Origin of the sequence: Bacillus sp. NMCN1 (assembly GCF_002998085.1) — a bacterium.
Lineage (GTDB): Bacteria > Bacillota > Bacilli > Bacillales > Bacillaceae > Bacillus.
This window is the reverse complement of the sequence record NZ_PVQL01000001.1, coordinates 40065-61163: the sequence shown is the minus strand read 5'-3', so window position 1 is coordinate 61163 and position 21099 is coordinate 40065. Positions and strand designations below refer to the sequence as shown.

18 protein-coding genes are annotated in these 21099 nt (G+C 42.1%); 3 read left to right on the top strand and 15 right to left on the bottom strand.

The window, feature by feature from the left end; all coding sequences use genetic code 11:
* Positions 1–55: 55 nt before the first annotated feature.
* A complete protein-coding gene (locus C6W21_RS00385) occupies positions 56–1255 on the bottom strand; it encodes a globin domain-containing protein (protein WP_106055856.1) in 1200 nt (399 codons plus the stop codon).
* A gap of 183 nt (positions 1256–1438) precedes the next feature.
* Between C6W21_RS00385 and C6W21_RS00380 the strand changes: the two genes are divergently transcribed.
* Together C6W21_RS00380 and C6W21_RS00375 are read left to right on the top strand one after the other, a co-directional pair.
* Positions 1439–1870 carry an Rrf2 family transcriptional regulator gene (locus C6W21_RS00380; RefSeq protein ID WP_106048874.1) on the top strand — a complete coding sequence of 144 codons (432 nt, stop codon included), beginning with the start codon at positions 1439–1441 and terminating at the stop codon, positions 1868–1870.
* A gap of 159 nt (positions 1871–2029) precedes the next feature.
* Positions 2030–3505 (top strand): catalase, encoded by a 1476-nt coding sequence (locus C6W21_RS00375; protein ID WP_106048873.1) that lies wholly within the window; start codon positions 2030–2032, stop codon positions 3503–3505.
* Between the two features lie 236 nt (positions 3506–3741).
* Here the strand turns inward: C6W21_RS00375 and C6W21_RS00370 are convergent, their stop codons facing one another.
* Positions 3742–4125, bottom strand: coding sequence for a YqzG/YhdC family protein (locus tag C6W21_RS00370; RefSeq protein ID WP_106048872.1), 384 nt, complete (start codon positions 4123–4125; stop codon positions 3742–3744).
* Positions 4126–4253: 128 nt separating this feature from the next.
* On the opposite strand from C6W21_RS00370, the gene C6W21_RS00365 reads away from it, so the two are divergent.
* Positions 4254–4502, top strand: a complete 249-nt coding sequence (locus C6W21_RS00365; RefSeq protein WP_024426598.1) for a YhdB family protein — start codon at positions 4254–4256, stop codon at positions 4500–4502.
* A 179-nt stretch (positions 4503–4681) separates the two neighbouring features.
* On the opposite strand, the gene C6W21_RS00360 is transcribed toward C6W21_RS00365, so the two are convergent.
* The 13 genes from C6W21_RS00360 to C6W21_RS00295 all read right to left on the bottom strand — a co-directional run bounded on the left by C6W21_RS00360 (position 4682) and on the right by C6W21_RS00295 (position 21095).
* Positions 4682–5566: a GNAT family N-acetyltransferase gene (locus C6W21_RS00360; RefSeq protein WP_106048871.1), complete on the bottom strand. Its 885-nt coding sequence runs from the start codon at positions 5564–5566 to the stop codon at positions 4682–4684.
* Between the two features lie 245 nt (positions 5567–5811).
* Complete coding sequence (locus tag C6W21_RS00350; RefSeq protein ID WP_106048870.1) at positions 5812–6462, bottom strand: response regulator; 651 nt, start codon at positions 6460–6462, stop codon at positions 5812–5814.
* Positions 6459–7604: a GAF domain-containing sensor histidine kinase gene (locus C6W21_RS00345; RefSeq protein WP_106048869.1), complete on the bottom strand. Its 1146-nt coding sequence runs from the start codon at positions 7602–7604 to the stop codon at positions 6459–6461. The genes C6W21_RS00350 and C6W21_RS00345 overlap by 4 nt, the downstream gene beginning before the upstream one ends.
* A gap of 151 nt (positions 7605–7755) precedes the next feature.
* On the bottom strand, positions 7756–9501 hold the full coding sequence (locus C6W21_RS00340) for a phospho-sugar mutase (protein ID WP_106048868.1): 1746 nt from the start codon (positions 9499–9501) through the stop codon (positions 7756–7758).
* Between the two features lie 142 nt (positions 9502–9643).
* On the bottom strand, positions 9644–11305 hold the full coding sequence (gene glpD, locus C6W21_RS00335; protein ID WP_106048867.1) for a glycerol-3-phosphate dehydrogenase: 1662 nt from the start codon (positions 11303–11305) through the stop codon (positions 9644–9646).
* A gap of 139 nt (positions 11306–11444) precedes the next feature.
* Complete coding sequence (gene glpK, locus C6W21_RS00330) at positions 11445–12941, bottom strand: glycerol kinase GlpK (RefSeq protein ID WP_106048866.1); 1497 nt, start codon at positions 12939–12941, stop codon at positions 11445–11447.
* 15 nt (positions 12942–12956) lie between these two features.
* Positions 12957–13772, bottom strand: a complete 816-nt coding sequence (locus C6W21_RS00325; protein ID WP_106048865.1) for an MIP/aquaporin family protein — start codon at positions 13770–13772, stop codon at positions 12957–12959.
* 214 nt (positions 13773–13986) lie between these two features.
* A complete protein-coding gene (locus C6W21_RS00320; RefSeq protein WP_034663739.1) occupies positions 13987–14544 on the bottom strand; it encodes a glycerol-3-phosphate responsive antiterminator in 558 nt (185 codons plus the stop codon).
* 183 nt (positions 14545–14727) lie between these two features.
* Positions 14728–16068, bottom strand: coding sequence for an aspartate aminotransferase family protein (locus tag C6W21_RS00315; RefSeq protein WP_106048864.1), 1341 nt, complete (start codon positions 16066–16068; stop codon positions 14728–14730).
* Between the two features lie 255 nt (positions 16069–16323).
* Positions 16324–17916 (bottom strand): PucR family transcriptional regulator, encoded by a 1593-nt coding sequence (locus C6W21_RS00310; RefSeq protein WP_106048863.1) that lies wholly within the window; start codon positions 17914–17916, stop codon positions 16324–16326.
* A gap of 32 nt (positions 17917–17948) precedes the next feature.
* Positions 17949–18866: an AEC family transporter gene (locus C6W21_RS00305; RefSeq protein ID WP_106050179.1), complete on the bottom strand. Its 918-nt coding sequence runs from the start codon at positions 18864–18866 to the stop codon at positions 17949–17951.
* Positions 18867–18954: 88 nt separating this feature from the next.
* Positions 18955–19371 (bottom strand): VOC family protein, encoded by a 417-nt coding sequence (locus C6W21_RS00300; protein ID WP_106048862.1) that lies wholly within the window; start codon positions 19369–19371, stop codon positions 18955–18957.
* Positions 19372–19556: 185 nt separating this feature from the next.
* Positions 19557–21095 (bottom strand): bifunctional GNAT family N-acetyltransferase/carbon-nitrogen hydrolase family protein, encoded by a 1539-nt coding sequence (locus C6W21_RS00295; RefSeq protein WP_106048861.1) that lies wholly within the window; start codon positions 21093–21095, stop codon positions 19557–19559.
* Positions 21096–21099: the final 4 nt, after the last annotated feature.

Below are 21099 nucleotides of genomic sequence, written 5' to 3'. Positions count from 1 at the left end.
GACTTATCCCTACTATATGAGCGCATCTAAAAAAACATGATGTTCCGCCATTCGTTTAGACGACTTCCATTTCTTTCGTGGATTGCCCGCCGAAGGCTTCAAAATGAATATTCTGTTCGGGAATTCCCAGCTCTTTTAGTATATGAATCATCTCCTGTGTAAACAACGGGGAACCGCATAGATAAAATTGGCCTTTCTCTTCTCCAACCACTGATTGAAGGAATCGACGGTCAATGCGGGAGGCTGCCTTTTCAACAAGCTCCCCCTTACCAGACTGCGCAAATTGTTCATTACATAAGATGATGCGGCCATGAGAAGCTGAAGCTAGAACGCTTTCAAATTCATTTTCAAAAGCGGTTACATCCTCTAATCGATCTGCATGAATCATTGTAAATGGATGGCTGTTTTGAGCTGCTGTTTTCATTAAACCGATCATTGGTGTGACACCAGAACCAGCACTAATAAAATAAACAGGCTCATTAGTGTCTTCTTGCAAACAGAACATTCCCTGCGGCATACTCACTTGAAGAACGTCTCCTTCTTCCATTTCATCATGCAAAAATGTAGACACATGACCATCGCGCTTCACTGTGATGCGGTAATAAGATGGATGATGCTGATCTGATAAGCTGTATTGTCTGCTGCACATATAAGCTTCATCCGGCATATCTGCCTGTACCGTAATGTATTGGCCTGCTTCATACATTGGCAGCTCCGATTCATCCTCTGGTACTAAGTAAAAGGAGATCAGCGATGGAGATACCTGTACCTTTTTCTTAATCACAAACGGCTTCACATCTGCCCATCCACCTGTTTGCTTTACATTTTCCTCCATCATTTCTGCTTCAATCGTGATAAAAATATTTGCAATGATGTCATATGCGGCCTTCCAAGCTAAAAGCGTGTCATCTTTTTCCGTTAAACCAAACACTTCTTTCATCGCTTCAATGAGGTGATATCCGACGATTGGATATTGCTCTTTTTTGACCATCACACTGACATGCTTATGGGCAATCTGTTTGACCGCAGGAAGTAATTCTTCTAATCGATCGATGTGCAGTGCCGCTTGATATAGTGTCGCAGCAAGCGCCTCTGGCTGACTTCCGTTCATGAGGTTTGTTTGATTAAATTGATTGAGTAGCTCTGGGTGCTGACGAATCATATTTTGATAAAAAACAGTCACAAGTTGGGTTCCTTCGGCTTTTAATAGAGGGGCTGATTGTTTAATGGCATTCATTTGATCTTTAGATAACATCGTCATTCCTTCTCTCAAAAGATGTATTTAAAATGCATCTTTATCGTAATAGATAACAGCTTATAAAAGCAATATTTATAATACATGTTTTAAATGTTGTCACATTTAACACTTTCTCGAACAGTTTTTGTCTAAAATGTGTTACGATGATACAAAACTCTATCAGGTTTAGAGGTCGTCAAAATGAAACTAACGAATTATACAGATTTCTCATTAAGAGTACTCATTTATTTAGCATCAAGAGAAAACAATGAACTGTCAAACATTCAGCAGATCGCCGATGTTTATGGCATTTCTAAAAATCATCTGACAAAGGTGATTTATCATCTTGGAAAACGCGGGTATGTGGAAACGATCCGCGGAAGAAATGGCGGGATTAGGCTTGGGAAAAGCCCAGAAAGCATTAATATTGGAGAGGTTGTCCGTTATACTGAGGATGATTTAGTCATGGTTGAATGCTTTGATCCAAAGAAAAACAGCTGTATCATCTCCCCGATTTGTTCATTAAAGCATGTACTTCATGAAGCACTTACTGCTTACTTACGCGTTCTTGATCAATACACATTAAAAGACTTAACTCAAAACAAAGATGCTCTTAGAGAACTCCTCCTTTAGGCGAAAGAATTCTATTCTTTCGTCTTTTTCTTTACCTTATTGTAATAATAATTAATTTAAAATTATTATAAATAAATATTGACTATCAGGTTTGATTCAATATAATTAGGGTATATAGATTGCTAGAAACTATTTTTTTGTTTACAGGAGGAGAAAAGAATGACAAATTCAAATCATAAAAATTTGACAACGAATCAAGGCGTGCCTGTTGGCGATAACCAAAACTCAAGAACAGCTGGTCACCGCGGACCTACATTTCTTGATGATTACCATTTGATTGAAAAACTTGCACACTTCGATCGTGAACGTATTCCAGAGCGTGTCGTTCATGCAAGAGGCGCCGGCGCTTATGGTGTGTTTGAAGTTGAAAATAGCATGGAGAAACATACAAAAGCTGCCTTCTTAAGTGAAGAAGGCAAACAGACAGACGTTTTTGTTCGCTTTTCAACAGTTATTCATCCTAAAGGATCACCTGAAACATTGCGTGACCCGCGTGGCTTTGCTGTCAAATTTTACACAGAAGAAGGTAACTATGATCTAGTTGGTAACAACTTGCCGATCTTCTTTATACGTGATGCATTGAAATTCCCTGATATGGTTCACTCTCTCAAACCAGATCCTGTAACCAATATCCAAGATCCTGACCGTTACTGGGATTTTATGACCTTAACACCTGAATCCACTCATATGCTCACATGGCTCTTCTCTGATGAAGGAATCCCTGCGAACTACGCTGAAATGCGCGGTTCTGGTGTGCATACATTTAGATGGGTCAACAAATATGGAGAAACGAAATATGTGAAATATCACTGGAGACCTTCAGAAGGTATTCGCAATTTATCTATGGAAGAAGCAACAGAAATCCAAGCGAATGATTTCCAGCATGCGACAAGAGACTTATATGACCGCATTGAAAATGGCAATTACCCAGCATGGGACTTATATGTCCAGCTGATGCCGCTTAGTGATTATGATGACCTTGACTATGATCCATGTGATCCAACAAAGACATGGAGCGAGGAAGATTACCCGCTTCAAAAAGTCGGACGCATGACACTGAACCGTAATCCTGAGAACTTCTTTGCGGAAACAGAGCAAGCTGCTTTCACGCCAAGTGCACTTGTTCCAGGAATCGAAGCATCTGAAGATAAACTGCTTCAAGGCCGTCTGTTCTCATATCCTGATACACAACGTCATCGTCTTGGTGCAAACTACATGCGCATTCCGGTAAACTGTCCTTATGCACCTGTACACAATAATCAGCAGGATGGCTTTATGACAACGACTCGTCCAAGCGGTCATATTAACTATGAACCAAACCGTTACGATGATCAGCCAAAAGAAAATCCTCATTACAAAGAAAGTGAGCAAGTTCTTCACGGTGACCGTATGGTGAGACAAAAAATAGAAAAACCAAATAATTTCAAACAAGCTGGGGAAAGATATCGAAGCTACTCTGAAGAAGAGAAGCAAGCATTGATTAAAAACCTAACAGCTGACCTGAAAGATGTAAATGACAAAACAAAATTACTTGCGATCTGCAACTTCTATCGTGCAGATGAAGACTACGGACAACGATTAGCCGATTCACTTGGTGTGGATATTCGCTCATACCTTCAAGGAAGCATGAAATAATTGATCCACAATGAGCACCTCTTTATTAGAGGTGTCAGATTGTTGACAAAGGGCTAAAATGATCTTTATTTTAGCCCTTTGTCTTTTTTTCAGCGTGATAGAAAACCTTTGCAGTCTAGGAAGGACGAGCACCGGAACGGAGCGAATTTGACATTCGTGAGTACCGGCGCGCAGGACTGACACCGAATGCGAGGGTTTGTCTACATGCTGGCACCTCTTTATTAGAGGTGTTTTTTTTATAGCCGGAATACGTTAATACTAATCAAATGACCGGTCACCGGGTGAAAATAGATTTCTGCATGTGCGGCAAAAAGCGTTGATCCTTCCTTCACGGTGACGCGAAACACATCCTTTGTCTGATCTTCATTTACTTGTGTACGCCCAATATATTGATAATCGTTTAAAGCGGCGCCTTCATATTCCTCTTGCAACGCTGTGTACGCAAGTCTTTCCCAATTTTCAACAGGCTGCACGGCTGCATTTGTTGCAGGATGGATCATAAAACTGCTAAACAAAACCATTCCTGCTGCAAAAGTCACCCACCATTTCGGCTGCATGATATCATTGATCTCACTTTCATGTATATTTTGTTTATGTTTTGCTGATCGATCCTTTTTCATACATGAAGCATTTATTCAGCCTATAATTCCCGGTACACGATTGATGCGGACACCAACTTTTCCCCTGAAAATGTCGATATGTTCCGAGCAAACTAATGAGGACTTCTCAAGGGAAAGGAGAAGGTTTGATGAATGTGGCAGATTATGATAAAGCACTTTATTATACGCATCGCTCGCAATGGGATAATTTACTTATTCTTATGGTACGTACGCAAGATGACTTGCTCTCGAAACGAATTGAGCATTTCTTACACGCGTATCAATTTAACCGAAACGATGCTGATGTTGAAAAATGTTTATATGGGCTCCTGCAGTACATTGACCATGCTTCAGAGGCTGCTGCTTCTGAAGTTTATTCACAACCGATGTACACATAAAGAAAAAGGTTGTTGACAAAGGGCTAAAATGATCTTGATTTTAGCCCTTTGTCTTCTTTTCAGCGTGATAGAAAACCTTTGCAGTCTAGGAAGGACGAGCACCGGAGCGCAGACTTGACACCGAATGCGAGGGGTTGTCTACACACTGAAAGGCTGATTATCAGCCTTTTTACATACACTTAGCAGTGAGCTGTGATTGGAAGCATAAAATGGCCTTTTACCCAATCTTTTTTTGTATAAATAAACAGCGCTTCCTCATCATTTGGCGCCTTGACCGCATGTAATCCATTAATTGACGTATCAGGTGTAAAATAGAATATCACTTTTTCCGTCGTTTCGTTCACAATACTTGCAACAACTTCCTCTATATTTTGCGGCTCGAGAGAAATGATATCAAAGACATGTATGGTTTCATTTTCTTCATTCATCAGGACAATGGTATCCAACGTTTCCATATAGAAAATGGCATCCGGCCAAACGAATGTAAAATAAAACATCAATAAGCTGCCATGATCCTCAGCATCTAATTTCATTGAGACCGTTTGACGTTTTTCTGCGAACTGTTCAAGTAACGGCAGGTCATGTTCCAACGTCAGCTGCTTGAGGCGCATGTCCTTTATCATTTGAATGGCGCTTTTGCCGATATTTAGACTAAATTCACTTTCGTCGTAACGAGTAAGGCCGAACCTTGGATAAAAATCCAGTACAGTTTCATTGGCAAAAAGAAAGATCAAATCACAATCATTTTCGTACGTATCCATAATATGCTGTATTAACTTTGTCGCTAATCCTTTATGGCGGTAGGCTTGATCCGTCATCACCGTGCCAATTTGAACAGCTCGATACGTTTGGCCATCAATGATCAGTGACATGAGATAGACGGAAGCGTTTGAGATCACTTTCCCGTGATGGACAAAGGAATAAGGAATATATTTTTCATCCCAATACCCTCTTTTATACCAGCCACTAAAATCCAAATCAAATGTATTGATCGCTAACTTATTAAAGCTTACTTTCAATTTGTCATCATGGCGATAACCACTCACTAATTCATATGTCTCCACGTTGATTTCCTCCTTTTTTAAATTCACTATTAGTCAGCCGGTTCATCACCTCCTTCAAAACCATAAAAGACTTGATGAGCTACACTCATCAAGTCTTTTATGGTTTTAGAAATTAGACTGGACATGCTTCTCTTTTCACGCAAAAGGGCACGTCAAATAAACCGGTATCCGTGCTCTTTTTTATTCAATTCATTGAACTGAATATGCGCTTAAAAGTTTTAGCATAACGACTAAATTCCCTTATGTTATAGCAGCTCTTTTGGCTGACTTTTTTGATAATCCACTGCATATAGAGCCGCTTGGGTCCGATCTGCCAGCTCTAGTTTTGATAATACATGAGATACGTGTGTTTTGACAGTCTTTTCAGAAATAAACAGTGATGAGGCAATTTCTTTATTGCTTTTCCCCTTTGCAATTTCGAATAAGACATCTCGCTCTCTATTGGTTAGCTCTTTCATCAGCGCCCATTTTTGCTCTTTTGGCTCGGTCAAATGCTGCACAAGAAAGTTGGTGATATGACCTTCTAACTGATAGGTGCCCTTTTGTACGTCAATCATTGTCGTAAGGAGTTTTTCTGGCGCTACGTCCTTGAGCTGATAGGCTTTTGCCCCTGCTTGAATGGCGGGAATAACATAATCTTTATCCGCATAGCTTGTCAGGATCACAATGCGGGTATCAGGCATTTCCAGCGTCATTTGTTTCGTTGCTTCAATGCCATTCATCACAGGCATTGATAGATCCATTAGGACGATGTCAGGCCGCGTTTGTCTGACAACCTCTAATGCTTCTTCTCCATTAGAAGCCTCACCAACGATCTCGACGTCAGGCTGTGTCTGCAAGAAAAACACAAGCCCTTTTCTCACAATATGATGATCATCTGCAATCACGACTCTCATGACGATCCCTTCCTTTCTTGAGAAAATGGCACCTTCACTTGAATAGTGGTTCCTTTACCGAGCTCAGACTCTATACAAAATGTTCCACCAGCTCTTTTGATGCGCTCAGACATCCCTTTCAGACCAAATGAAGGGAGGCTCATTTGCTCGTCATATTGAAATCCTTTTCCGCGGTCGATGATTTTCATCTCAAACGTGTCTTTTGATTGTTCAAGCTGGACCTTGACTTCATCTACTCCCGCATGTTTTTGACAATTATTCAGCGCTTCCTGGCATACCCGAAACAACGTTTCATGCTGGGAATGATCCATCTCCATACAGCCCGATAAAGATAATGTACAGCGTAATCCTAAAAGCTTTGCATATTCTTCAATGCCTGTTGTAAACCCTTTTTCAAGTCCTCTTGGCCTTAGCTGCCAAATGAGTGAACGCATTTCAACCAGTGCATCTTGTGACAAATGCTGAATAAAATCAATCATTTCCCCTAGATTTTGATCGTTTGTCATTTGACGGGCAGCCTTAGCAGTCAGACTGACTGAAAATAGCATTTGGTTGACGGAATCATGTAAGTCCTGTGCAAGCCGGTTTCTTTCTTCCAAAAGAGCATGCTGATGCTCGGTTTGCACAAGCTTCATCCGTTGAATGGCGGTGCCAATTTGAAGCGCAATGCTTTCAAGCAAATTCAGTTCTTCCTGCGTAAATGTGACTTTTCCTTTTGCCGCCACATTTAATAACCCAAACGTACGCTTACATGCTTTGAGGGGAACGGTCGCATGATGTGTAATTCCTTCTGTATCTCCAAGCTTTTGCTCAATCGCCGTTTCGATGCGTTTACAGTTAATAATGTTGGTCGCTGATTGCAGTGATCCCTTTGTGTATCGATTGATGCAATAGCAATCGTTTTGACACATGAGCTGCTTTTGATGCTTTGCCAGCGCTTCGGGTAAGGATACCTCTGCCATCAGTTCATACGAGCCGTCTTTTTCTATAAAATAAATCCATGCTGAATGAAAGCCTGTGACATCCATCAGCATATGGAGCACTTCATGAAGCGTATCTTTCATTTCCATGCCTTCATTTAGCTTTTCAGCAATTTCTTTTAACGTTTTTAATGTTTCAACCTTCTCTTGGTATTCTCCCATACTGTTTACCCCCGGCATTTGCTGCCTTCTCTTTTCATTACGCTCATTATACCATGAGCATTTTGCCAGTTCTTTCTCTAAAAGGATGATTTTTTCTCATCCTTTTGACGGAGAAAAAGCCATCATGCATTCACACGATGGCCTTGTTTGTTTATTTAGCTGTTTCTTCCACAATCTCATAAACAACTTTCATCACTTCTTCTGACAGATGCTTCAGCTTTTCTTCGCTATCTGTTAACGATGTACCTTTGACTGCAATATAGAATTTCACTTTAGGCTCAGTGCCGGAAGGCCTTAAGCAGAACCACGAGCCATCCTCAAGGAAATATTTCAGCACGTTTGATGCTGGCAGGTGAATGGTTGCTTCTTTCTTTTCGGCAACGAGGTGTCTTTGACTTGATTGGTAATCCTCGATGACAGTGATGCGCTGACCCGCGATAGCGGCTGGCGGATTAGTTCTAAAGGTATGAAGGATCGCTGAAATTTGCTCTGCTCCTTCTTTTCCTTTTAAGGTTAACGACTTTAATCCTTCCCGGTAAAATCCAAACTCCTTGAAAATATCGACAAGCGCGTCGTACAAGGACTTGCCTTGTTTTTTATAGAAAGCAGCGACTTCGACGGCTAACAGCGCCGCTTGAACCGCATCTTTATCTCGGGCAAAGTCACCGATCAAATAGCCATAGCTTTCTTCGTACCCGAATTGAAACGTGTATTCTCCGCTCTCTTCGAATTGCTTGATTTTTTCTCCGATAAATTTAAAGCCAGTAAGCGTGTCAATCGTATGGGCACCAAAGGCTGAAGCAACAGCACGCCCAAGCTCACTTGTGACAATGGTTTTCATCACAACGGGACGGGGCGGCAGCTGACCAAGCTTTTGTTTTTCAGACAATAAATAATGGAGCAACAGGGCTCCTGTTTGGTTGCCTGTTAAGATGGTAAACTCTCCATCATGATCTCTGACCGCAATACCTAACCTATCCGCATCTGGGTCTGTTGCAATGAGGAGATCGGCATTCTGCTTTTCACCAAGCCTGATGGCATACTCAAATGCTGCATGCTCCTCTGGATTTGGCGAAGTCACTGTTGAAAATTGCGGATCTGGTCTTTCCTGTTCAGGCACAACAGTCACATGCTGATAGCCTAGAGCCTGAAGCCCTTTTCGGACCGGCTGGTTGGCTGTACCGTGAAGCGGGGTAAAAACGACTTTGACATCGACCTCACCTGCCAGCTCAGGGTGCACACTGATGGTTTTTAATTTTTCAATATAAGCATGATCGATTTCTGCTCCGATCATGTTGATCAGCCCTTGTTGTTTTAACGTTTCTTCTGAATCAACTGAAATCGACAGTTCATTTTCTATTGCATCTACTTCTTCAATGACTTGATCTGCTTGAAGTGGAGGCAGCTGTCCGCCGTCTTCTCCATATACTTTATAGCCATTATATTCTGGTGGATTATGACTTGCTGTCACAACAATCCCAGCAAATGCATTCAGCTCTCGAACAGCAAAGGAGAGCTCTGGTGTTGGACGCAGTTCGTCAAATACGTACGTTTGAATGCCCTGCGAGGCAAGTGTTTTGGCTGCTTCCATCGCAAATTCAGGCGATTTATGGCGTGAATCATATGCAATGGCGACGCCTCTTCTTTTTGCATCCTCTCCATGTTTCGCAATATACGCAGCAAGACCTGCAGATGCTTTTCGAACCGTGTACACATTCATTCGGTTCGTGCCGGCACCAATCTCCCCGCGCATTCCTCCAGTGCCAAACTCAAGGTTTTTGTAGAAACAGTCTTCAAGTGCTTGTTGATCATCTTGATGTGCCTCCAGCCATTCCCTTAGCTCAGTATCTAGGTGCTTCTCATTGATCCATCGCTCATAATTCGTCTTCCAACTCATGGTCGTCCTCCCAGCTCTTATCATCAATAAAATACATCTACTGTTATTCTATATGGAATCATCTTTTATGTCATGCTATATCATTGGGAGATGGAGAAAATGCTGAACAAATAAAAAAGCCGATACATGATCGGCTTTTCTTTTATTCAGCATCAAGCGGTACAACTGCTTCATGGAATAGTTGATCTAATTCTGTTTGATGTTTCTGTTTTACTGCTTCATCCCAACCAAAACGCTCTGCCATATAATCAACAACAGGCTGTGCATATTTTTTTGCCCAGTTGATATTAAATAATAGGCTTCCTGTTCTTCTTAAGAAGAAATCGACAGGGGTAACGGCTAATTCTTCTTCGATTGCATAGACAAGCTCTGCCAGTACATACGCTGGAATGTTTCGTTTGTCTGCTTCACCTTGAAGCTGCTCTACACGCTTGAAGAGACTGCTGACGTTTGAGCCATATTTTTCGGCGAGTTTTTGAGCAATCGGTTCTGTTAAACCAACAGATGTTCCTTCTGCTGTTTTCGCTTGTACAAAGGAAGTCATATTTTTAGATCCGCCTACATGACCACCTGAAATTGGCATATGCTTTGTTTTACATGGTCCGAAATCTTTGCCTGTTTCTTCTTTTAGTCCGTCACGTACAAGATTCACAATGTGCTCAGCCATTTTGCGGTAGCCTGTTAATTTACCGCCAGCAATGGTGATTAAGCCTGAAGATGATGTCCATACTTCATCCTTACGAGAAATTTCTGAAGGGTCTTTGCCCTCTTCATGAATGAGTGGACGAAGACCAGCCCAGTTAGATTCAACATCTTTTTCTGTAATATTGAGATTAGGGAACATGTATTGAATCGCTTTGATGACATAATCACGATCTGCTTTTGTCATACGCGGATGTTCCAGCTGCTTTTTGTACACTGTATCTGTTGTTCCAACGTACGTTTTGCCTTCTCTTGGAATCGCAAAGACCATACGTTTATCAGGTGTGTCAAAGTAGATCGCTTGTTTTAATGGGAAGACTGATTGGTCGAATACTAAGTGAATACCTTTTGTATGCTGTAAATGCTTCCCTTCTTTTGAGTGATCCTTGTCTCTTAGCTGATCGACCCATGGACCTGTCGCATTGACGATTTTCTTCGCATATACATCGTAGGTTTTCTGCGTCATGACATCTTCAATGACAACACCGACAACTTTGCCTTTATCATAAATAAATTCTTTTACTTTCGCATAGTTGACTGCTTCTGCCCCGAATTTCACAGCTTCTTTCATGACTTCGATTGTCAGGCGTGCATCATCTGTACGGTATTCAACATAGTAGCCGCCGCCTTTTAAGCCGTCCTTTTTCACAAGCGGTTCTTTTGCAAGTGTTTCCTTCGCACTCAGCATGCTTCTGCGTTCGCTATGCTTTACACCAGCTAAAAAGTCATACACTCTAAGCCCAATGGATGTTGAAAACTTACCGAATGTCCCGCCTTTATGCATCGGAAGCAGCATCCATTCTGGTGTTGTCACATGAGGACCGTTTTCGTATACAATGGCACGCTCTTTACCGACCTCTGCGACCATCTTTACTTCAAATTGTTTTAAATAACGAAGTCCACCGTGCACTAGTTTCGTTGAGCGGCTAGACGTACCTGCTGCGAAATCCTGCATTTCTGCAAGACCGACGCGCATTCCGCGTGAAGCAGCATCAAGTGCTGTACCAGCGCCTGTAATACCCCCACCAATAATAAACACATCATATGGTTTTTTTGTCATTTCCTGCAACATTTGTTCCCTTTCTAAGCTAGAAAAAGTCATCTCTTGTTCCTCCCATGTTGTACGGTAAAGAAAAAGAGACCGCAAACACCCAAAGCGTATTTCTACACTTCGGTGCCTGCGGTCTCTCCAGTTCTCCAACCGTTCTATTAACTTACTTGAAGTATACCATACTTTTTGTTTATTTGAAAGCTTGAGCTGCTTTTACAGCCTTTTTCCACCCGCTGTATAACGAGTCTCGGCTGTCCTCTTCCATCTTAGGGTCAAAGCGCTTGTCAAGGTTCCATTGTTTTGCAATGTCTGAACGGTCGTTCCAGAAGCCAACTGCTATTCCCGCAAGATAGGCCGCACCGAGTGCCGTTGTTTCATTAATTTCTGGACGCTCTACAGGCACATCCAGTAAATCACTTTGGAAGCCCATTAAGAAATCATTCTTCACAGCTCCGCCATCAACACGCAATGTTTTTAATGAAATGTTAGAATCCTTTTCCATCGCATCTAAAACATCCTTCGTTTGATAAGCAAGTGATTCTAACGTTGCACGGATAAAGTGCTCTTTAGAAGTACCGCGTGTTAACCCGAATACAGCGCCTCTGACATCACTATCCCAGTATGGTGTGCCTAGACCAACGAATGCCGGAACGACATATACGCCATCTGTTGACTCAACACGCTCTGCATAAGCTTCGCTGTCTTTCGAGTCTTTAAACATTCTCAGTCCATCACGCAGCCACTGAATCGCTGAGCCAGCAACGAAAATACTTCCTTCTAAAGCATATTCAACTTTGCCGTCAATGCCCCATGCAATCGTCGTTAATAAACCATGATCCGACTTAATGGCTTTTTCCCCTGTATTCATCAACATGAAACATCCTGTACCATATGTGTTCTTCGCCATTCCTTCTTCAAAGCAAGCTTGACCGAATAAAGCAGCCTGCTGATCTCCCGCCGCTCCTGCAATCGGAATATTTCTGCCGAAGAAGTGATAGTCTGTTGTTTCACCATAAATGTGCGAAGATGGTTTCACCTCTGGAAGCATTGAAGCAGGTACGCCAAGGATATCAAGTAATTCTTCATCCCATTTTAGATCGTAAATGTTGAACATTAACGTTCTTGACGCATTTGAATAATCTGTGACGTGTGATTTACCACCTGTCATCTTCCAAATAAGCCAAGTATCGATTGTGCCAAACAGTAAGTCGCCATTTTCTGCTTTCTCACGGGCACCTTCTACATTGTCTAAGATCCATTTTACTTTTGTACCTGAGAAATAAGCATCGATGAGAAGTCCTGTTTTATTTCTAAACGTTTCATTGTGTCCTTGCGCTTTTAACTCTTCACAAATGCCAGACGTTTGTCTTGACTGCCAAACAATTGCATTGTAAATAGGTGCGCCTGTATGTTTATCCCAAACAACAGCTGTCTCACGCTGATTCGTAATTCCAATACCAGCGATTTGGTCTGCTTCAATTCCTGATTCAATTAAAGCAGTTGAGATGACCGATAGAACAGAGCTCCAAATTTCATTTGCATTGTGTTCTACCCAGCCTGGGTTCGGAAAATATTGATTAAATTCCTTCTGAGCTGTATGTGCAATTTTGCCTTCTTGATCAAATAAGATCGCTCTTGAGCTTGTTGTCCCTTGATCTAGTGCAAGAATATATTTTTCTTTTGTCATGATGTTTTCCTCCCCTTACATACTTTCATTTACAGCATTTGTTTGGTTTTTCGTAGAGACATAGAGTCCTAACAATACCACAATTAAAATAACGCTTACAATCCAAAAGGCTGGAGTGACGTTCGCTTTAAAAGCTGCATTGTAGAAAACACCGCCAAATGCACCGCCTAAAATTGGACCAATGACTGGCACCCATGCATACTTCCAATTCGATGGGCCTTTCCCTGGAATCGGCAGGATCGCATGTGCAATTCTCGGACCTAAATCACGTGCAGGGTTAATTGCATAACCAGTTGTTCCACCTAAAGAAAGACCAATTGCAACAATTAAAAAACCAACAATCAGCGGATTGACTCCGTCTGCAAATTTATTTGCACCAATCGCTAAGATTCCTAGAACCAATACAAATGTACCAATGGCTTCACTAAGTACGTTTGCAAAAGTATGCGGAATCGCAGGACCAGTTGAGAATACACCTAGCTTTGCACCTGGATCATCTGTTGCTTTCCAGTGCGGTAAGTAATGTAAAAAGACAATAATAGCCCCTATTAATGCGCCGAGCATTTGACCAACAATATACATTGGAACATCAGCCCAAGGAAAACTTCCTTCTAGCGCAAGCCCAATTGTTAGTGCGGGATTTAAATGCGCTCCACTGATTCCACCCGTTGCATATGCTGCAATGGCTACTGCAAATCCCCATCCGAAAGCGATTACAATCCAGCCGGATTGATATGCGAGCGATTTCTTTAAATTAACTGCCGCACACACACCGCCTCCAAAAATGATGAGCAGCATTGTACCTACGACTTCTCCCCAAAATGGTGTCATGAAAAATTCCTCCTCTGGTTCAGTTGCCATCCCCTATGAATGTGTAGAAAAGATAAAGAAAAAGATCCACAACAAACATACTTTACATCAGGGTCATTTGTCACCCAGTAAAGCGCTGTTGTGGATCTCCGTTTCTCCATCACATGATATTAACTTAGTGCAATAGTATCAGAGGATGAAAACGTTGTCAATAAATATTCACATTTTCTCTTCTTCATTTTTGGAACGCTTTCCAAAGGGTGGTATTCGAGGTTGTCACAGCTGTAGCCCCTGCTTCAAGCGCTCTTTCTACATCTTCTTTTGTACGGATAAATCCGCCTGCAAATATTGGGATCCCAGCTCGCTCGCGTACTTCTGTAATTAAATCTGGTACGACTCCCGGCAACACTTCAATAAAATCTGGACGATGTTTCCCGACGAATTCCATGCTTTTTTCCATGGCACTCGTATCAAGTAAAAACATTCGCTGAATGGCATATACCTTTTTTTGCTTGGCTTTTACTATGACAGAAGACCTAGTAGAAATAATTCCTGCTGGCTTCATTTCCTGACAAATAAATTCCGTTCCATACTCATCATGTTTAATCCCGTGAATGAGATCGACATGGACAAACATTTTTTTGTGATGAGCATTTGCCTCATTCATGATGCCCTTTAGCCGGCCTAAGTGAACATCAAGTAAGACACCATATGTAAATGGACTTTTTAAAAATTCCTCAAATTGCTTCATATTGCGAACAGCAGGTAGAATAGGTTGATCATGAAAACTCATATGCCGTCTCCTTCAAAAGTGTATTGGATCAGTCTTCTCCTAACAGTAATAGAAACTCTTCTATTTTTCAATACACCTAGTGTGCCCAATACCGATTTCACTTCACATCATCTTCATAGATCTAGCTCAAAATGCTGGAAAGCATGCTTTTATTCCATAGAAAAAAGCAGAGAAGTCTCTCTGCTATAGCTGTGCCATGCTTTCTTTTAATGTGTTGATGATAAATGAGGCGTCATCATCTGTGATATTAAGTGGCGGTGCAAGTTGGGCAACATTATTATAGCCGGCCACCGTATCACCATTTTTCCCGATGATCAGCCCGCGTTTTTTACATTCTGCGATCAGTTGACCGACAACATGTGGCTCAGCTGGTTTTTTGGACTGTTGATCCTGAACAAGCTCAATGCCAAACAGCAAGCCTTTTCCTCTGACATCTCCGACAAATGGGTGCTCTTTTAACTCTTGCAAACGTTCAAGCATATCTCGCCCCAGTGCATCTGACCGTTCCACTAATTGCTCGTTTTCCATAATCTCTAGGTTGGCAATTGCCACCGCACAGGAAGCAGGGTGACCGCCAAATGTATTCACATGGCGCAGCCTGTCATACGTATCTTCTCCTGCATAGGCTTCATAAATTTCTCGTTTCACGCACGTTGCAGAAAGTGGTAAATAGCCGCTTGTAATCCCTTTTGCCATTGTGATAATATCCGGCTTTACTTCCTCATGCATAAAACCAAACCGCTTCCCTGTCCGGCCAAAGCCGCAGATGACTTCATCTACAATGAGAAGCGCTCCATGGGCTTCACAGATGTCTTTGACCTTCTTCAAGTACCCTTTTGGCGGCATTAGGATACCGCCGCCCGTAATAATCGGCTCCATAATGACCCCAGCAATGGTCTCACTTAGTTCCCACGTCATAGCCTGATCAATCGCCTCAGCACTCGCCAAATTCTCTTGGTCCTCAGGATGACGATACATATCAGGCGGTGCGACGTGGATAAAGCCCTGACCTAATGGTTCATATTTATATTTACGCTGCGCTTGACCCGTCGCGGCAAGAGCAGCTGCTGTATTGCCGTGATACGACCGATACCGGGAGATGAACTTTGTCCTAGTACTCTCTCCTTTTTGCACATGATATTGTTTGGCAATCTTAAATGCGGCTTCATTAGCTTCAGAACCGCTGTTAGAAAAGAAGATGACATAGTCCCCGCCAAGCCACTCATTTAGCTTTTCAGCCAGCTGAATCGCCGGCACGTGGCTTTGTGTAAGCGGATAGTAAGGCATTGTCTTTAATTGCTTATATGCCGCTTCTGCAAGCTCTTTTCGGCCATATCCGGCATTTACACACCAAAGGCCTGACATTCCGTCTAAATAGCGATTTCCATGAATGTCTGTCACCCATGCGCCTTCTGCCTCGTGAATGACCATACTTTCATTTTCCTTGTTTGTCCCTTTCATATGATGCCAGATCAACTGATCATCTTTCGCCTGAAGATTTTGAGCCTGCTCATGTATTTTCATCTTCCCGCCCCCCATGTATCCGTTTTCATCATTAAAGAAGCTTAGACCAGTTCAGCAGCACATTGCCTCTCCATTCATTATATGGATAAAACGTGAGGCATATGAAACTGGAAATAGGCCGTCCGTAAAAGAGAAACAATCGTTCCTTTCATTATAAAAAAAGGGGCAGGCCGATTACATTAGACAGATCGTCAACTGATTGAACACCATCATAAGACACTTTTCTTGATGCCTTGGCAAATTGAACACCCTCCGCTAACGTCGATTTCCTTGCAGGAATTCATAAGCAAGAATCGCAAATTCAAGTGCCTGGCGTTTCGGCGCTTGCATCATATCCTCACCAAGCAAAGCATGCAGTTTATCCAGTCTATGATAAAGGGTTTGCCTGACAATATAGAGCTGGCTTGCGGTTTCTTTTTTAGAACCGTTTGTCTGTAAAAAGATATTCAGCGTTTGATAGAGTCTCCCGCTATTTTGATTATCGTATACAATCACGGGCTCTAAATACTCTTCCACCATGCATTCAAGCAGACCGCTTTCCTTCATCACAGGCATGAGACGGAGCATATGTAAATCCTTGTAAAATGAACTTTCCACCCGCTGAGGCATCACTTTTTTTAAATGAAGCACTTCTTTGGCTGCTTGAAAGCTTTTTCTCATGTGCTGAAACTGTTCACAATATTGACCGATACCAAAATTGATCTCGGCCCCTCGGGGCTGCTCCCGGTCAAACAATTGTTTGATGTCGTTTGCAGCCTTTTCTGCACGCTCTTTCCAGTCCTCTTTTTTTCTCGTGTTTAATAAAATAAACAAGGTTTGTCCTTGATGCTCATAAGCAATCAGATGGAAGCCCGCACGCTGAAAGATGGAGCGGCAAGATACGAGAAAGTAAAGATTTCCTGCAATTTCTTCGATTTGATGATGCTTTTGAAAGAGCAAAACTACACAGCCAGTTGGCTTTTTCAACCCTTCTGCTTCTTCAAGGTGCTCTATGATCTCTCGTTCTGTATGCTTTTCTTGGAACCATTTTTGCAGCCATTCATTCTCTTTTGTCTTCTTCAGCTCTTCTGTATAAAGCTCTCTTAATGTTTGCTGGGCAAGAGCATTCGCTCCTTTATCCATCACGAGCAGTTCAAATTCAGAGAGCGTGTCCGCTTGATGAATGAGCACAAGATCTGCAAATGTTTGTTTGAGTGCAAGCACTTGTTTTTGCGTCACTTCGTATCCTTTTGGCACGGAAGCAAACTGCAAATAATTCATGACCAGTTCTTCGGTTTGTTTGGAAGCATCACATAAAATAATCGGCTCGCCCTGAACAGGGAGGAGTAAAAGAACCCCCCTTACGTGCTGATACACTTGATCCAAAATATCCATCTGCGGATGCGGGGTCAGTAAAAGCTCATTCAGCTTTGATGATAGTACTTCTAAATCAGCCATCATTTGATACTGACGCTCGATCATCATCGTATGAAGATGCTGAGTGATGTTGACGAACTTCACTTCTTTTGTAAACAGAATAAGCGGAAAATCTCTTTCTTCTGCATAGGTCAGCAATTCTTCCGGCACATCGAATCTTAGCGGCACAAATTCAATACACAAGCCGGCTGCCCCTGAATCAATCAGCTGTCGTAAAAACGCTTGAAACACATCCAGTTGATCATGGAAGCCTGCGGCTGTCGTTAATATAAGCTCGCCTCCATTTAACAAATCCTCTACATCAGGCACTTCTAACACATGGATCCATTTGACCTGCCGAAACAATCCTTTTTCCCCTGCTAACACTTTTGCATGCGCAAAATGCTTCGTTTTCAACACGTCACTCACTTGGAAATGAACATCTACATTCATTCATATGTCCCCCTTTGTTTGCCGCCTATCCCCTATCCCAGAGGGTGCATGGATAAAATCCATAATAAAACTGGTAACGTCACGATACTTAAAATTGTACTGAGAAACGTCGTACTTGAGACAAACTCAGGCTTCGTTCGAAATTGTACAGCCATCAGCGTGGTATTTGCCGCTGTCGGCATGGCTGCAACTAGAATCATAATTTGTTTCACCAAATCATCTACCGGTAAAATGAGCGTAAAGCCAAATGCGATGAGTGGGGAGATAAACAGCTTCAGCAATACAGCATAAGAAATATGGCGATAATCCACTTGCTTAAAAGAAATGACGGCAAGCTGCATGCCTAAAATAAGCATAATCGTCGGTATGGCAGCATTCCCCACAAGCTGAACACCCGTCATCAGCTCTTTAGGTAATGAAAGGTCAATCAGCTGAAATAATAGACCGATGAGCGCCCCATAAGCAACCGGCATACGCAGCACTTTTTTCAGCACGACCTTTCCATCTCCCGCATCCTCTCCACCTTTTGCTGCATAATACATGCCGATTGTACTCATGACAAGCTGCTGCAGCACCATCAACACGATCGCAATATCCAAACCTGCTGCTCCGAAGACAAGCAGCACAACGGGCGTGCCATAGTTTCCATTGTTCATAAAGGCTGACGACAGAATCATGGCACAATACGTTTCCTTCGAATACCCATAAATTCGAGATAAAATAAAGACACATAAAATAAGTGCAAGACAAAGCCCGACAACAAAAATGGATAAATACACATAGTCCATCGACACTTTGTTTTGATAAAAGGTTTCAAACGCAAGAAATGGTGACATTAAATATAAAGACATTGATGAGAGCGTATGTATGTCAAAACCAATAGCCTTCTGCCCGATATACCCAATCAGAAATATGCCGAACACTGGCAGTAAGACAAGTAAAAACTCCATGCTGCACCTACTTTTCTCTAGTTGAATTCCAATTTCCTTCTGCTTCCTCATTATCATACCACTGATAAACAATAAAAAAGAAGCACCCTTATGAAAGGCCGCTTCTTTCCTCATCCATATAAAACACTTCCCACAAATGACCATCAAGATCCTGAAAGCTCCATCCATACATGAACTCATGATCCTGCTTTTCCTTAAACGGTGAACCGCCTGCTGCCATTGCCTGCTCGACAAGCTCATCGACCTCTTCTCGTGAATTGACACGCATAGAGATAATCACCTCTGATGCCTTTTTTGCATCTACTAATTGTTTCTCAGAGATGGATTGAAAATGCCTAAGAGATAACAGCATGACGGTGATCGTGTCATCAATGACCAAACAGGCCGCCTGATCATTCGTGAACTGCTGCTCAAAATCAAAACCCAGCTGCTCAAAAAAAGCGATAGATTCCTTCACATGCTTTACCGGCAAATTAATATACAGATGTTTAGATTGTCGCCCCATGTTCCTCTCCTTTTTGAACACATAATCTCCTTTCAGTATATTCTGCTTTTGCTCCAGCATCCCTTTATCAATCGAAAAAATCTTATCTCTTTTTTAGCAGCGAAAGCGACCACTCATGGCGTCACATTGTCTCTTAGTAAAATGTCATCAAAAAGAAGCGCCTCAACAATAGGCGCTTCCTCTCATTATTTCTTATATTCAATATGGTACACGTCTCTTCTTCGGTCTTTCAGCTGACGTACGGTCCCATCTTGCCTTTGTCTTCTTAAAATTTCTAAATCGACATCACCAACGACAACCATCTCAATGTTTGGATTACATTCTCCTACAATCCCATCTCTTGCAAATTCAAAGTCTGATGGGGCAAATATAGCCGATTGTGCATATTGAACATCCATATTTTCGGTTTGCGGAAGGTTGCCAACTGTTCCCGAGATGACGGTATAAATCTGATTTTCAACCGCTCTCGCCTGTGCACAGTAACGTACTCTTAAATAGCCTTGGCGGTCTTCCGTACAGAACGGAGTGAAAATAATTTTCGCTCCTTTGTCAGCTGCGATCCGTGCAAGCTCAGGAAATTCAATATCGTAGCAAATTTGGATCGCAATTTTGCCGCAGTCCGTATCAAATACCCGGACCTGGTCACCAGCTGAAATCCCCCACCATTTTCTTTCATTCGGCGTGATGTGAAGCTTATATTGCTTTTCAATCGTTCCATCACGTCTAAATAAATAGGCGATATTATAGATTTTTCCTTCCTCTTCTACAAAGTGGGACCCGCCGATGATATTAATGTTATATTTCACAGAAAGGTCTGTGAACAAATTAATGTAGTCCTCGGTATATTCCGTGATCCGCTGCACGGCAAGACTTGGTGAACGCTCTTCTAAATAAGACATGAGCTGTGTCGTGAAAATTTCTGGGAATACGGCAAAGTCAGCCGATGCATCTGATGCGACATCCACATAATACTCCACCTGATTCATAAATTCCTCAAAGGAATGAATTTGTTTCATCGCATATTGAATCACACAAATTCGAACGGGGAACGCCGATTTATAATATCTTTTCGATTGCGGGCGATAATCGACATTGTTCCATTCCATTAACGTGGCATATGTGCTGGATGCTTTATCGTCCGGCAAGTAATTCGGATTGATCCGCATGAGACTAAATTCATTTAACAGCTGAAAAGATAAAACGGGATCATAGATTTGGTGAAGCGTCACCTGCTCCACATACTGGCGAGGCGTCATTTCCTCTTGGTATTTATGATAATTCGGAATACGTCCGCCAATGATGATACTTTTTAAATTTAATCTTCTTGCTAAGTCTTTTCTTGCTTCATACAAACGATGTCCAATTTTCATGCGGCGGTACTGAGGACTCACCATGACTTCGATTCCGTACATATTCATCCCATCAGGATTATGGTTTGTGATGTACCCATCATCTGTAATGTCCTGCCAAGTGTGGCGATCATCGTATTCATCAAAGTTAATTAATAAACTTGAACAAGAGCCAATGATTTCTCCCTCGAATTCAGCGCAAAACTGTCCTTCTGGGAAATGCTCAAGGTGGCTTTCAAGATGCTCTCGTTTCCAAGGGTCCATGCCTGGAAAGCATACCTCTTGCAAGGCAATGATTCGGTCAATATCCTCTTCCTGGATATTACGGATCACCATTCTTTTTTCAAACCGCGTTAAGTCTAGTTTTTCTGCCATGATG